Source organism: uncultured Cetobacterium sp., assembly GCF_947039425.1.
Lineage (GTDB): Bacteria > Fusobacteriota > Fusobacteriia > Fusobacteriales > Fusobacteriaceae > Cetobacterium_A.
The window spans coordinates 13,259-27,359 of record NZ_CAMQYW010000001.1 but is presented as its reverse complement, the minus strand read 5'-3'; the positions used below and the strand labels follow the sequence as shown (position 1 = coordinate 27,359).

Annotated in this window: 13 protein-coding genes; 7 read left to right on the top strand and 6 right to left on the bottom strand. The window is 26.7% G+C overall.

The window, feature by feature from the left end; genetic code table 11:
- The first annotated feature begins 292 nt into the window (after positions 1–292).
- Entirely contained in the window at positions 293–739 is a 447-nt protein-coding gene (locus Q0V09_RS00130; protein WP_297404399.1) for a DNA starvation/stationary phase protection protein, read from the top strand.
- 55 nt (positions 740–794) lie between these two features.
- Here Q0V09_RS00130 and Q0V09_RS00125 read toward each other — a convergent pair whose 3' ends face one another.
- On the bottom strand, positions 795–1,433 hold the full coding sequence (locus Q0V09_RS00125; protein ID WP_297404397.1) for a carbonic anhydrase: 639 nt from the start codon (positions 1,431–1,433) through the stop codon (positions 795–797).
- Positions 1,434–1,588: 155 nt separating this feature from the next.
- Here Q0V09_RS00125 and Q0V09_RS00120 point away from each other — a divergent pair, with 155 nt between their 5' ends.
- From Q0V09_RS00120 to Q0V09_RS00110, 3 genes are all read left to right on the top strand, one after another.
- Entirely contained in the window at positions 1,589–2,236 is a 648-nt protein-coding gene (locus Q0V09_RS00120; RefSeq protein ID WP_297404396.1) for a bifunctional 2-keto-4-hydroxyglutarate aldolase/2-keto-3-deoxy-6-phosphogluconate aldolase, read from the top strand.
- Complete coding sequence (locus Q0V09_RS00115; protein ID WP_297404395.1) at positions 2,229–3,239, top strand: sugar kinase; 1,011 nt, start codon at positions 2,229–2,231, stop codon at positions 3,237–3,239. Before Q0V09_RS00120 ends, Q0V09_RS00115 begins: the two co-directional genes overlap by 8 nt.
- A gap of 65 nt (positions 3,240–3,304) precedes the next feature.
- Positions 3,305–4,054, top strand: coding sequence for an IclR family transcriptional regulator C-terminal domain-containing protein (locus Q0V09_RS00110; RefSeq protein ID WP_297404393.1), 750 nt, complete (start codon positions 3,305–3,307; stop codon positions 4,052–4,054).
- A gap of 31 nt (positions 4,055–4,085) precedes the next feature.
- Here Q0V09_RS00110 and Q0V09_RS00105 read toward each other — a convergent pair whose 3' ends face one another.
- The 3 genes from Q0V09_RS00105 to Q0V09_RS00095 form a co-directional block, all read right to left on the bottom strand.
- Positions 4,086–5,264 (bottom strand): hypothetical protein, encoded by a 1,179-nt coding sequence (locus Q0V09_RS00105; RefSeq protein ID WP_297486660.1) that lies wholly within the window; start codon positions 5,262–5,264, stop codon positions 4,086–4,088.
- 35 nt (positions 5,265–5,299) lie between these two features.
- On the bottom strand, positions 5,300–6,025 hold the full coding sequence (locus Q0V09_RS00100) for a sulfite exporter TauE/SafE family protein (RefSeq protein WP_297486657.1): 726 nt from the start codon (positions 6,023–6,025) through the stop codon (positions 5,300–5,302).
- A gap of 132 nt (positions 6,026–6,157) precedes the next feature.
- A complete protein-coding gene (locus Q0V09_RS00095; protein WP_297486654.1) occupies positions 6,158–7,159 on the bottom strand; it encodes a D-cysteine desulfhydrase in 1,002 nt (333 codons plus the stop codon).
- Positions 7,160–7,410: 251 nt separating this feature from the next.
- On the opposite strand from Q0V09_RS00095, the gene Q0V09_RS00090 reads away from it, so the two are divergent.
- On the top strand, positions 7,411–8,817 hold the full coding sequence (locus tag Q0V09_RS00090) for a PRD domain-containing protein (RefSeq protein ID WP_297405975.1): 1,407 nt from the start codon (positions 7,411–7,413) through the stop codon (positions 8,815–8,817).
- Between the two features lie 98 nt (positions 8,818–8,915).
- The gene (locus tag Q0V09_RS00085; RefSeq protein WP_297405976.1) at positions 8,916–9,911 is read left to right on the top strand and encodes a YeiH family protein; all 996 of its coding nucleotides are present in this window, start codon (positions 8,916–8,918) and stop codon (positions 9,909–9,911) included.
- 41 nt (positions 9,912–9,952) lie between these two features.
- Here Q0V09_RS00085 and Q0V09_RS00080 read toward each other — a convergent pair whose 3' ends face one another.
- Positions 9,953–11,392: an SUMF1/EgtB/PvdO family nonheme iron enzyme gene (locus tag Q0V09_RS00080; RefSeq protein WP_297486679.1), complete on the bottom strand. Its 1,440-nt coding sequence runs from the start codon at positions 11,390–11,392 to the stop codon at positions 9,953–9,955.
- Between the two features lie 244 nt (positions 11,393–11,636).
- Complete coding sequence (ligA, locus tag Q0V09_RS00075; RefSeq protein ID WP_297486651.1) at positions 11,637–13,679, bottom strand: NAD-dependent DNA ligase LigA; 2,043 nt, start codon at positions 13,677–13,679, stop codon at positions 11,637–11,639.
- A gap of 126 nt (positions 13,680–13,805) precedes the next feature.
- Between ligA and Q0V09_RS00070 the strand changes: the two genes are divergently transcribed.
- Entirely contained in the window at positions 13,806–14,090 is a 285-nt protein-coding gene (locus Q0V09_RS00070) for a co-chaperone GroES (protein ID WP_297405979.1), read from the top strand.
- The last annotated feature ends 11 nt before the right edge of the window (positions 14,091–14,101 follow it).

The following is a 14,101-nucleotide window of genomic DNA, read 5'->3' as shown; positions in this document are numbered from 1 at the left end:
ATCAGCATTAGCCAATAAGAATATAATAGAATATTGAGTTTTATTTTTCTTTACCCTTATCCTATTAACTCTAAATAACATAATGTGACCTCCCTTATCTTTTTATTTTTATAAGCATGATTATAATCTATGATTACTTAAATGTCAACTGTTTTTTCACTTTCAAAAAACTGTTATAGAACAGTTAGTGTGTTCTGAATTTGACATTAACATAAAAAGGAGTAAAATGAAAACAGATAGAAAAGTTACTTAGAAACAGTAATAAAACAGTTTCATTATAAGGAGGTTTATTATGGATATGAATAAAGATTTAATATTTCAAATGAATAAATTCGTTGGAGATTTACATGTTTTTAAAACTAAATTACATAATTTCCACTGGAATTTAGTAGGAGAGCAATTCTTTGTTATTCACCCAATGCTTGATGGAATTATGGGAGAAGTTGATACTCAAATTGATGCTGTTGCTGAAAGACTTCTTATGAAAAATGAAAGACCTTTCGCTTCTTTAGAAGTATATTTAAAACATACAGTTATTAATGAAATTGAAAGTAAAGCTTATAATGGTAAAGAAGTAGTTACATGTATGCATGAAGACTTTAAACTTCTTTTATCTGAAATTAATATTATCATTAAAATTGCTGAAGATGTTGACGATCAAGAAACATTAGCACTTTTAACTGATGCTGCAGCTCTATATCAAAAACATATTTGGATGTTTGGAGCTTGGTTAGCTTAATTCGCCATGAGTTAAAATAAAAAAAGGGATGACCATCCTGCGGCCATCTCTTTTTTTATTTGTTATATTCTGTAGGAATTATCCCCTTACTTTTCCACTCTTCTATTGGAACTTCTATCTCTATAATCTCTCCATGTCTTATATCTAAAATCCATCCATGAATTTTTGGATATTTCCCACTTTCTATTTTATTTCTCACAATTGCTAATTCAAAAAGATGTTTTAATTGTTCTAATACATTTAACTCTGTTAATCTATCTAATCTTTCATCTTCATCCTCTATCTCATTTAATTCCTCTTTGTGTTCTACCTCTATTTTTTTTATCGGCATTAACCAACTTGATAAAATGTTAGATTTTCTACATTTATCATGTGCCGCTTTAATTCCCCCACAATTATAATGTCCTGAAACTATAATGTGTTCTACTTCTAAAACATCAACAGCATATTCTAATGTAGCTAAACAGTTCATATCATTAGAAAAAATTTGATTGGCTATATTTCTATGTATAAAAAAACTCCCAGGCTCACTTTGAGTAAAAGTATCTATAGGCATTCTACTGTCTGAACATCCTATGTATAAAAATGGTGGCTTTTGTCCCTCTGAAAGTCTTTTAAAATAATCTTTATCCAAAGATAATTTTTTTCCAACCCATTCTAAATTATCTTCAAGTATATCTTCATACTGTCTCATTTTTTCCTCCTTGAAAAAGTATTATTTTATATCATACTCTATTTTACAAAAATGTGCTAGTTTAATTTCATATATGAAACTTTATAAAAAAATTACCATTGTTTTTTATTTCTTTTTTTTTTAAAATTAATATAAAAACAAAGGGGGAATTTTTAATGTTAAATAAATATAATATTATCAATAAATTAATTGAAACTGGTATTGTAGCTGTTATTAGAGCTAATAGTTTAGATGAGGCTAAGCGTATCTCTATGGCTTGTATTCAGGGGGGTATAACAGCTATTGAAATCACTTATACAACACCTAATGCCTCTTTTATTATAAATGAATTAAACAAAGAGTTTTCTCATAAAAATCTACTTATTGGAGCTGGTACAGTTCTTGATAGCGAAACTGCAAGAATAGCAATACTTTCTGGTGCTAAATACATTGTTTCTCCAGCTTTTGATGAAAACACTGCTAAACTTTGTAATAGATATCAAATTCCATATATGCCTGGATGTATGACAATTACTGAAATGATCACTTCTTTAGAATTAGGATGTGACATTATTAAACTTTTCCCTGGAAGCAATTTCGGTCCTGATTTTATAAAAGGGGTTAAAGCACCTCTTCCTCAAATAAATATAATGCCTACAGGTGGGGTTTCTTTAGATAATGTGCAGGAATGGTTTAAAAATGGTGTAATTGCTGTTGGAGTTGGTGGAAAGTTAGCAAGTGGTAAAAGTGAAGATATTACAAATACTGCTATTGAATTTATAAAAAAAATTAAAGAGATTAAAGAGGTGATAAATAATGTTTAAAATTGTCACTTTAGGTGAAATTATGTTGAGATTATCCACTGAAAATAATAAGCGTTTTTCTCAATCGTCATCTTTTCAAGGAGATTATGGAGGTAGTGAAGCTAATGTGGCTATTTCTTTAGCTAATTTTGGAATAAATAGTGAATTTGTTACTAAAATCCCTAATAATCCCTTATCTGAATCTCTTCTTAAATATTTAAAAAGTAATGATGTTTGTACTACTAACTGTATTTTAGGAGGAGAGCGTCTTGGAACTTACTATCTTGAGGTTGGAACTAGTGTTAGAAGTTCCTCTGTTATTTACGACAGAAAATACTCTTCTTTTTCTACGTTAAATTTTTCTGAATTAAATATTAATAGTATTTTAGATAATTGTAAAATTCTTCATTTGTCTGGCATCACACCAGCTCTGTCTAGCTCTTGTAGAGCTCTTATGTTATTTATTATAACAGAAGCTAAAAAAAGAAAGATTCTAATTAGTTTTGATTTTAATTATAGAAGCAAACTTTGGACAATTGAGGAAGCTTCTAAAGTTTTAACTACCTACCTACCTTATATTGATATTTGCTTTGCAGGAATTCTTGATGCTAAGTACATTTTAAAAATATCTCTTGAAGAATCTTCTTTAAACTTTAAAGATAATCTAAGAAGCTATTATAGTATAATATCTAAAAAATATCCCAACATAAAATATTTTTTATCAACAGAAAGAATTGTTCACTCAGTTCACGAAAATAGTTTAACTGGATTTTTATATACTAATAATAAATTGTTCACATCTCAATCTTATAACTTTCAAATTGTTGATAGAGTTGGTGGTGGTGATGCCTTTGCTGCTGGTGCTCTCTATGGTATCTTCATGTCTTTACCCGCACAGGAAGTTATTGATTTTGCCACTGGCGCATCTGTTTATAAACATACTATAAAAGGAGATGCTAACCTTGCTAAAAAAGAAGAAATTTATAATTTAATTAATAACAATATTTCTAGTGTTTCTAGATAATTTGTTTACAACTTAATATCCATAAGTTATTATATAGATAAAATAGTAACTTATGGGAGGTTTACATGAACAATTTAGTTCCATCTGTGGAAAAAATTGATAAAATTTTTAATCACTTATTTCTTTGTGAAAATGCTACTCAATCTGAAATTTCTAAAAATTTAAATATTTCTAAAGCTACAACTAATAGACTTTTACACTCTCTTATAATGTTAAACTATCTAAGTTTTAATGGTAAAGAATATTCCCTTGGAGAAAAATTCAAATATTTTTCTAGTAAATTTCACGATACTACTTTATTAAAAAATATATCCTTACCTTTTTTAGAAGATCTTTCATTAAATTTTAAAGAAACTTTTAAAATAAGTGTTTTTGAAGATAATAAAATTAGAGTTATCAATAAAATAGAAAGTAATGATATACAAAAAATTTCTGTACCTGAAAATGCTATCTTTCCTCTTCATGCAGGTGCTGCTAGTAAACTGCTTATATGTCAATTTAGTGAAAAAAAACTTAATTCTCTTCTCCCGAATATTTTACCAAAATATACTCAATATACAATTGAATCTAGAGAAGAATTAAAAAAAGAACTCTTTAAAATTAATATAAAAAAAATAGCTTTTGATAATAAAGAACATTGTGAAGCCATTTGCGCAGTAGCAATTCCTATATTCAGTAGTAATAATCGAATTATTGCTGCTCTTAGTTGTCCCATGTTTAGTTCTAGTTTTAAAGATGACTATGTTTCAAAATTAATTATCTCTATGAAAAAAGCATCAAAACAAATAACAGATAAAATTAATAATTTCAAATAAAAAAGGAGCAGAATATCCTGCTCCTTTCATCTTAGATTATATGATTTGTTGCTGCTTCAACTTTTTTAGCTATCTCTTTAACTGTTTCTTTTGTTATTGCTACATACTCTTGTAGCTCTTTTTCTGTTAAAAATGGAATTGGATTTTCTTTTGCATATTCTTCAGTAACAACTAAATTAATTACTGCTGAAGTTTTCTTAATCATTCCAGCTCCACCAATCTCTTCATGTAATTCATTACTCATAAAACTTATTCCACCACAATCTTGACTTACAACAAGAGCTATTTCACCGATTATATTTACTTTCTCTTCAGATGTTTCAGCTTTACTTAAAGCTTCTCCTAAAGATTTAATCTTTTCTCCAACATTTTTTGTATTTGTTCTTAAAGCATCTTTTGTTCTTTTCATTCCTGTTAAATGATGTCTTATTGGAAGAGTTAATGTTGAACAAGCATTTTTAATCGCTTCAACTACATAAGGATTATCATCCTCTTCATCTCCTCTTACAAAGTATGTATTTTCTGCTAATCCTTTAGAAAAACCTGAAGATATCATAGCCTCTACAACAATTGTAGGCAATTTATCCATTCCTAACTTTTCTATAATCTCTTTTTTAGAATAATTCGGTGAATTTCCTTCTAAATCTTCATTGGGACCTAATCCTCCTACAGTTGCATTTACAGTTCCTAACACACTTGTTGGAATTCCATCAATATCTAAAACTGTTCCAACTATATTTCCATAATTTCCTGGTACAGTTTCTACTGTTCCAATGAATTTTTCTGGATAATTAACTAAAAAACTATTTAGTGCTGCATTAGCTAGAGCTGTTTGAACTGCTACTGGAGTTTCTGTTACTCCTTGTCCATATATCCTTCCAAACTCTTCAAGAACTATTGTATGTGTATTTATTACTTCTTTTCCTACAATTCTATTTATCATATTTTTTTCATGCTTTGTTATGCCACGTCTAGCTATTCCATATCCAGTTCCACCATTTTCTAAAATAGCTACTACTTTATTATCTTCAAATATAAACTCTTTAACTTTTAATGATATTCCTGTTGCTTCTTTAAATAAGCTTAAAACAACTGAAAGACCAGGAGAATCATCTTGAACTTGGTTATTCAAACTATGACAATGCCCACATCCAACATGACCTGCTATTGCTACAATTCCCTTCTTTTTATCGCTCAAATTTATTTTCACTCTATATGCCTCCCCAAAATTTTATTATACAACAATTATAAGAATAATGAAAATCCTGATATTGATAATAAAACATATACTACTTTTAAGAATTTTTCTTTTGATAATATTTTAGCTAAATATCCACCAATTGCAACTCCTAAAAATACTCCTGGTAATCCTATTAATGTCACAATTGTGTTATGAGCTGTAAACTGTCCTGTTAAAAACTGATTTACCATCATATAACCATTCAAGAATATCCATACAAAACATAAAGTTCCTCTAATTTGATTTTTCTCTTTTAATTTCTTAGCAACATAAATTATTAATAAAGGTCCTCCTGAAACAAATAACCCTTGAAATATTCCCGCTAATATTACTACTCCAATTAAAGCTTTATCTCCAAAATCTAGAGCTCCTTTATAAAACATCTCTTTAAAAGCTATTAAAATTATAAATGCAGCATAAACTTTCAATAAGATAGCTGATTCCACTACTCCTGAAAGGTAAATTCCACTTACTAATCCTATCCCCATTAAGGCTAATAATTTTTTTGCTTCTTTCCAATCTATTTGTTTATAATTTTTTGAAAATATAATTAATGAACTAATAAGTCCATAAGTATTTACTGCAACCTTTGCAGTATCTAATCCTTGTAAATGTATTGATGGTGGCATTGCCAGTAATGATCCTGCAAATCCAGTTAATCCCTGAATAATATTTGCAATAAAAATTCCTAATCCAAATAATAAATTTCCGCTTGATAATATTTCTTCCATATTTCCTCCTAGTTTTTTTGTTTATAGTTTATATTTGAATTTTCCAATTAAAAAAGCTGTTATTAACTAAATAATAACAGCTTTTTTAAAAAGAAAATCCTCCCTTCTCTTTTTACAGAGAAGGGGAATTTATTATTTTTTTAAAACTGTTGCTTCGTATGCATATAAAGCTGGTGATCCACCTGTATGTAAGAAAAGAACGTTATCCTCTTTCTTAAACTTTCCTTCTCTAACCATTCCAATTAATCCTGCCATTACTTTTCCTGTGTAAACTGGGTCTAATAAAATCCCCTCTGTTCTAGCAAGTAATTGAACAGCTTCTACCATTGCATCTGAAGGTAAAGAGTATCCTGGACCTACATACTCATCTGTTACTTGAACCATATCCTTTGTTATTTCAGTAGCTATTCCTACTCTTTCCGCTGTTGCTTTAGCAAGATTCCAAACTGCATTTGTTTGAAGTTCCTTATTTCTATTTACACTTACTCCTGTTACAGGTATATTTCCATTAACTCCAACCATTCCAGCTATAATTCCAGCATGAGTTCCAGCTGATCCTGATGGTATTACCATATGATCAATATTGATTCCCTTTTCAAATAACTGAGACATAATCTCTTCAGCACAAGCTACATATCCTGTTGATCCAATAGGATTAGATCCTCCCCCAGGTACGATATAAGTTTTTCTTCCTTCTGCTTCTAATTTAGCAGCTAATTTTTCTAACTCTTCCATCATATTTGTTCCACCAGGTACAACAAAAGTTTCCTCTACACCTAATAAGTTGAATAAAAAGTTATTTCCACTTCCTTCTGGCTTATAGCTTCCTGCTACTCTCTCTTCTAATATCATTTGACACTTTAATCCCTCTTTAACTGCTGCTGCAAGAGTTAATCTACAGTGATTAGATTGAACTGCTCCACATGTTAAAATTGTATCTGCACCTTTTGCTATTGCATCTGCCATTAAGAACTCTAACTTTCTAGTTTTATTTCCTCCAGAAGTTAATCCTAAAAGGTCATCTCTCTTTATATAAATAGTTGGTCCTCCTAAAGCTTTTGAAAAATTTTCTAATTTTTCAATAGGTGTTTGACCTTCTGTATATCTCTTTCTTGGGAATTTTGCTAAATTCATTACTACCATCTCCTCGTTATAAAATTATTTCGTTTTTTATTTCTTTATGATACAAATATAACCGAAAATATACTAAAAGTAAAGTTTATTGACGCTTATTTTCATTAAAAAAAACATTTTATTCTTGATAATCTATTGATTTTAATGGTAAAATACCAAGTATATATCATTTGATTTTTTTATTTTTAAAAAAAAGTAACCCTTTACAAATAAAAAATTAATTATATAATAGAAGGTTTAAGGAGATGAAATTGAAACTTACAAAAGATGATTTTGACTTTATAAATACGCTTATATTATTAAATAAAAAAAAAATAACTCCCCTTGATTTTCCTAGCTTAAAAGGATCTCAAATACAATATAAATTTGATAAAATCAACTATTTATTAAAAATAACAAATAAAAGCATTATAAAAAAAAGATTTAACAATTTTTATATCCATAATTTTTCAGATTTAAAAAATATAACTTCTAATTTTGATTTTACTTTTTTTAATAAAACACAACGACTTAATATAATTATCAAAAAACTACTTATTGATAACTATATTAGTATTGGTCCTTTAGAAGAACTTTTTTCACAAAGTAAAAGCTCTATAAAAAAAGATTTAAAAGAACTAAAAGAAAAACTAAAAGAAAATTCATTAAATTTAATTTATAAAAATAGATTAGGACTTACAATAGAAGGAAGTGAAAATGATATCCGTTTTTTCTTTTTAAGTTATTTTTTAAAAAATTTCAATTTCTTTTTTAAAAACATAAATATTCGTGAATCAGAATATCTAATTTTCAATATGCTAAAAGGTAAAAATTCATCTTTCGAAACTTCTAAAATATTATCTATTGTTTTATCTGTACAATATTATAGAATAAAAAATAAATTGATTCTCACAAAATTAAAAGATCCTCTTTTTACAATATCTAATAATTCAGAATATAAACTTAAAACTTATTATAAATTTATTGATAATATTTCTAATGTTTTTGATAATTATTATGAGAAATCATCATTATTATTTTTTTTATTTGGACTTTGTTATTCAGGAAACAATCCAATAATTTTAAAAAAAGAGGAAATATTTTATTCTAATCTTATTAATATTTTAAAAAACATTGGAGATGACTATAACTTAAATTTACATTCTGATAATTACCTTATTAAAACTTTAGGATCACATTTAAAATCAGCTATTTTTAAAATTTCAAATAAAATACCTATTATCAATCCATGTTTACAAGAAGGAATTGTTGACTATGCTGATTTAATAAATAAAATAAAAAAAGAATGTAAAGAACTTGAAAATACTTTTAAAATTAAATTTAATGACGATGAAATTATATTTATCTTTTTTCATATAAAATCAAGCATGTTAAGACTTGAAAAAAATAAAATTCATAAAAAAAATATTTTGCTTGTTTGTAACCTTGGTGTTGGTGCTTCTAAAGTTTTAAAAGATCAACTTTCTAAAAATTTTCTGCTTAATATTATTGATGAAATATCTTTTTATCAATTCCAAGTATATAATTTAGAAAAAGTAGATTTTATTATTCACACTGTTGATTTTTTAAATAGTCATATTCAATCTATTAAGGTTAATCCTTTATTAACTATTAAAGATGTTCAAACTCTTGAAAAATTAGGATTTATCAAGATCTAGTTATTTTTTAATTTTTTTTTCATAAAAAAGTACCCTTTACAAAAATTAATATTATATATAAACTAAATCGAAATATATATTAACAAAGGGGAGTTAAAATGTTAAAAAAATTATCAACAGGTCTTGCACTTACTTTTTCAATTGCATTTATTGCACTTAGTCTTTATGGAACAGAACTAAATAAGCAACTACATATTAGTTCACTTCTATATGCTATTATTATTGGTATGATTTTTTCTAATTTTACTAATATTAATAAAATGGAAATTTTTCAACCAGGTGTTAAATTTACAAGTAAAAAAATTCTGAGATTTGGAGTTATTTTACAAGGATTCAAACTTAGTCTTACAGAATTAACTAAATTAGGTTTTACAGGAATTATTTTCATAGCTTGTCTTTTAACAGCTACTATTTTAACAATTAAATTTGTTTCAGATAAATTTGGCTTAGATGAAGAGTTAGGTATTTGCTTAGCAGCTGGTACATCTATTTGTGGCGCATCTGCCATTGCAACTATAGGTCCTATAGTTGATGCTGATGAGAAAGATACAGCCTTTGGAATAGGAGCTATCACATTCTTTGGTACCATTGCTATGTTTGTTTTCCCAATGATCTATAAAGCTCTTAATTTAGATCCACAATTTTATGGTGCATGGGTTGGTGTTACTCTTCCTGATGTTGCTGAAGTTGTTGCGGCTAGTGGTGCTGTTGGATCACCTATTGCTGAATCTATGGCAATTCTTACTAAATTAACTAGAGTTTTATTTTTAGTTCCAGTTTCTATAGCGTTTACAATATGGAAATCAAGAAAAAATGGAAATCAAGAAGGGAAAAAAATTGATTTTCCAATTTATGTTTTAGGTTTTATTCTTGCTGTTATTATTAACTCTTTACAGATTATTCCACCAGAAATAAATAAATTTATTCCTAAATTTGCAAATATAGTTTTAACTATTGCAATGGCTTCTCTAGGATTAAAAATAAATTTAAAAAAATTATTTAAAGTTGGTATTAAACCTTTTATCGTTGGTTTTATTGGAATGGTATTTATACAAACCTTTGGTTGTCTTGGTGCATATATCCTTTTTAATTAATTGTAAAAAAATAAAAAAAAACCAGAAAATTTCTGGTTTTTTTATTTTGCTGTTCTAACTACTCTTAATCCTATATTACTGCCATATCCTACTGCTCCACCATAATAACGGTAACTTGGAGTACAATAATTTTCATAATTTCCCCAAGATCCCCCTTTTAATCTTCTATATCCCTCTGTTATATCATACAAATATGGCTTTTCTTTTGAAATTTCACCTTGAGTTTTAGTATCATAACACCATTCCCAAATATTCCCACTCATATCATAAATTCCTAATTCGTTTGGATCTTTTTTTCCAACTTCATGACTTTTTCTAAAAGAATTATCCCAATGCCATGCCACTTCATCCAAATTATCACTTCCACAATATTTTGTTAAACTTTTTCCTAAAGTTTTATCTCCACCTTTAGCTATCCATTCCCATTCTGCTTCTGTTGGCAATCTAAATCCTTCTGTTTTTCCAAAATCTGCCATATTTGCTTCTACTATTTCTCCCGATAAATAGTTTATTTTTAAATTTCCACTTTCCAAATTATAAACTGGCAAAAATCCATAAGCTTCACTTAAATTATTGCAGTATTCTAAAGATTTCCACCAAGATATCCTTTCTACAGGTAAATTTTCACCTTTATCATGACTTGGATTCTCTTTCATTAAATCAACCCATAAACTTTGAGTTACTAAAAATTTAGAAACATATAAATTTACAATTTCTATTTCTTCAAAAGAAAAACTAGGTTTAAATATTCCTCCTTTAGAATAAACTAAATCACTTTTTCTCATAATTTTTTTTATAACTATATTTTTTTCTAATTTTTCAGATGATAATCGAAACTTTAATTCTTTAACAGATTCTTTAATTTTTTTAATTTTTTTCTCAAATATTTCTGATAATGGTTTGTTATTTTCAATAATATTTATAGTTTTTTCAATAGTAAAATTTTCCTCTTGAATAAATAACTCTTCTATTAAAATTTTTGATATTTTTTTCATCTCATAACTGCTATATCCTTGAAATAACAATGATAATTTTTCAAGAATTAAACTATTTTCATCTATTTCTAAAATTTTTAAATAAATTTTTAAAATATCTATTCTTTCCTCGTTGTTTGGTAAATCTATAAAAAATATCTCATCAAATACATTATTTTTTATTTCATTAAGAGAAGTTGAAAATATGTCTCTAAGTATTAAAATTGGAATTATTCTATCATTTTTATCTTTTAACCAATTACACAATTCTAAAAATATATTTTTTTCAAAATTTCCCCTTCCATCATTTAAATCAATTTCATCAATCCAAAGAATACATGGTTCTAATTTTTCTATTTTTTTTAGTAGAACTTTTATATTATATCTTAACTCATTAATTTCTTCTCTTAAGAGCATCTTAACATTTATTTTTATTAAGGGTAAATCAAAAATTATTGATGCTAATTTAGGTATTAAATTTTTACCACATCCTGGGAATCCTGTTATTAATATTCCCTTTGAAAAATCTTCATTTTCTTGATCTATTTTTTTTTGAATATCATATGCTTTTTTTCTTTTTATTAAATTCTTTAAAGGCTACTCTTTCTATTACAGAAGACTCTACAATATATTTTTCCTGTAATTTATTTTCCATATCTATCCCCCCGAATTGAAAATTGAAAATTAAATACTCAATCTAAGCTACAACTATTATAATACATATTATTCTAAAATAACATATTTTTTCTTTTTATTTAATCATCTGTATAAACTCATCCTCTGTTAATATATTTACAGTTCCTAGCTCTTGAGCTTTTTTTAATTTACTTCCTGCATCTTCACCAACAATCAAATAATTCAATTTCTTATTAACGCTTGAACTATTAACTCCTCCTAAAGATTCTATTAAATCTTTAATCTCTTCTCTTTTAAATTTTAATAATTTTCCTGTAAATAAAAAAGTTTTTCCAAATAAATTTTCATTTACTTTTCTTTCGCTTTCTTCTTCTTTTTTATTTTCAATAGAAAAATTAATACCAATCTTTTTTAATTTATTTACAATATTCAAACTTTTTTCATTTCTAAAAAAAGAATAAACTGATTCCGCTACCTTTTCTCCTACTCCATCAATAGATAATAACTCCTCTTTTGTCATCTTTTCTAAATTATTAATATTTTCACTTTTTTTAGAAAGTAAATTTCCTAAAAATTTTCCCACAAAAGGTATTCCTAAAGCATATAAAGTTTTCCCATAAGGTCTACTCTTACTTTTCTCAATTGATAATAGTAGTTTTTCAACACTTTTTTCTCCCATTTTATCTAATGTTATCAATTCCTCCTTATGTTCATGTAACTTATATATATCACTTATATTTTTTATATAATTTAATGCTAACATTTTTTCCACTATCTTACTTCCAAAGCCAGATATATTCATTCCATCACGAGATACAAAATATTCTATAGTTCCTTGAATTATTGCTGGACAATCTTCATTTACGCATTTTAAATCAACTAGTCCCTCTTCTTTTTCTAATTTGTGATTACATATAGGACAATCTTTTGGAGCTATAACTTCTTTTTCCTCTCCTGTTCTTAAATCTTTAACAGAACTTACAACTTGTGGTATTATCTCTGCTGCTTTTTCTATAAAAACTCTATCTCCTATTCTAATATCTTTTCTTATTATTTCATCAATATTATGCAAACTTGCTCTTTTTACTTTACTTCCTGATAATTCTACCTCTTCAAGTTCTGCAACTGGTGTAACCTTTCCTGTTCTTCCCACTTGCCAAGTTATATCTTTTAATAATGTTGTCACTTGCTTTGCTGGAAATTTATAGGCTATTGCCCATCTAGGACTTTTAGTTGTATATCCAACCTCTTCCCATAAAGAGATGTCATTTAATTTCAACACTAATCCATCAGTTTCATAATCTAATTTTTCTTTTTCTTTCTCCCAATAATCAATTCTATTTTTCATTACATCCATACAAGTAATCTCTTCAGCTATTCCAGTTGTTTTTAATCCTAACTTTTCTAAATACTCTAAACTTTCTTTATGTGTCTTCATATCATATTTTTCTGCATCAACTAAAAAATAAAAATATGCATCTAATCCTCTTTCTTTAACTATATTAGCATCAAGTTGTCTCAATGTTCCACTTGCTGCATTTCTTGGATTAGCAAAAATATCCTCTCCATTTTCAAGTCTACTTTCATTTAATTTTTTAAACTGACTTATTGGTAATACTATTTCTCCCCTAACTTCTAAATCCACTTTTTCTTTTAAATAATTTGGAATACTTTCTATAGCTAAAATATTGTCTGTAACATCTTCTCCTTCTATTCCATCCCCTCTTGTAACTCCCTTAACTAAAACTCCATTTTCATATTGAATACTTATACTTGCTCCATCTAGTTTCAATTCTAAAATATACTCTAAATTAGAATATCTATTTTCTAAATTTTTATTAACTCTCTCTCCAAAAGCTATTACATCTTCAATATTATAGCTGTTGCTCAAACTTAACATCGGTTTTTTATGTATTACTTTTTTAAATTTTGACTCTTTTAAGTTAATTGCTCCCACATTTTTTGATGGAGAATTCTCTTTTTTTAAATGAGGATTTTCCTCTTCTAGTTTTTCAAGTTCTTTTAAAATTTTATCAAATTCAACATCAGATACTAATGATTCATTTTTAGTATAATAAAAATAATTATATCTTTCTATTTTTTCTCTTAAATCTTTTATTCTATTTTCAGCTTGATTATTATCAAATAATTTCAACATTATCCCTCTCCTATTTTTTCTTTATTTTTCTAAATTATATCATAATTTATACAACATTCTTTTTATCTTATTTGATTTTTTCTATTTTTTTTGTTAAAGTTTAATAAAAGATCTTTAGGAGGAACTATGAATATTAAACCTATTGGAAAAAGAGTTTTAATTGAAAAAATACAACAAGAAGAAAAAACAACTAGCGGAATTCTTCTTCTAGCAACAAATACAGAAAAAACTTACAGTCTTGGAAAAATAATATCTTTAAGTGAAAATTCAGAAATAATCGAACAATTTAATGTAAATGACTCTATTATTTTTAAAAATTCTTCTGGCTTCCAAATCAATACTGACGGTTTAGAATTTATTATGCTTGATTTAGATGAAATTCTAGGAGTTATAGAAAATAAAAAAGACTAGTTTTTTAAACT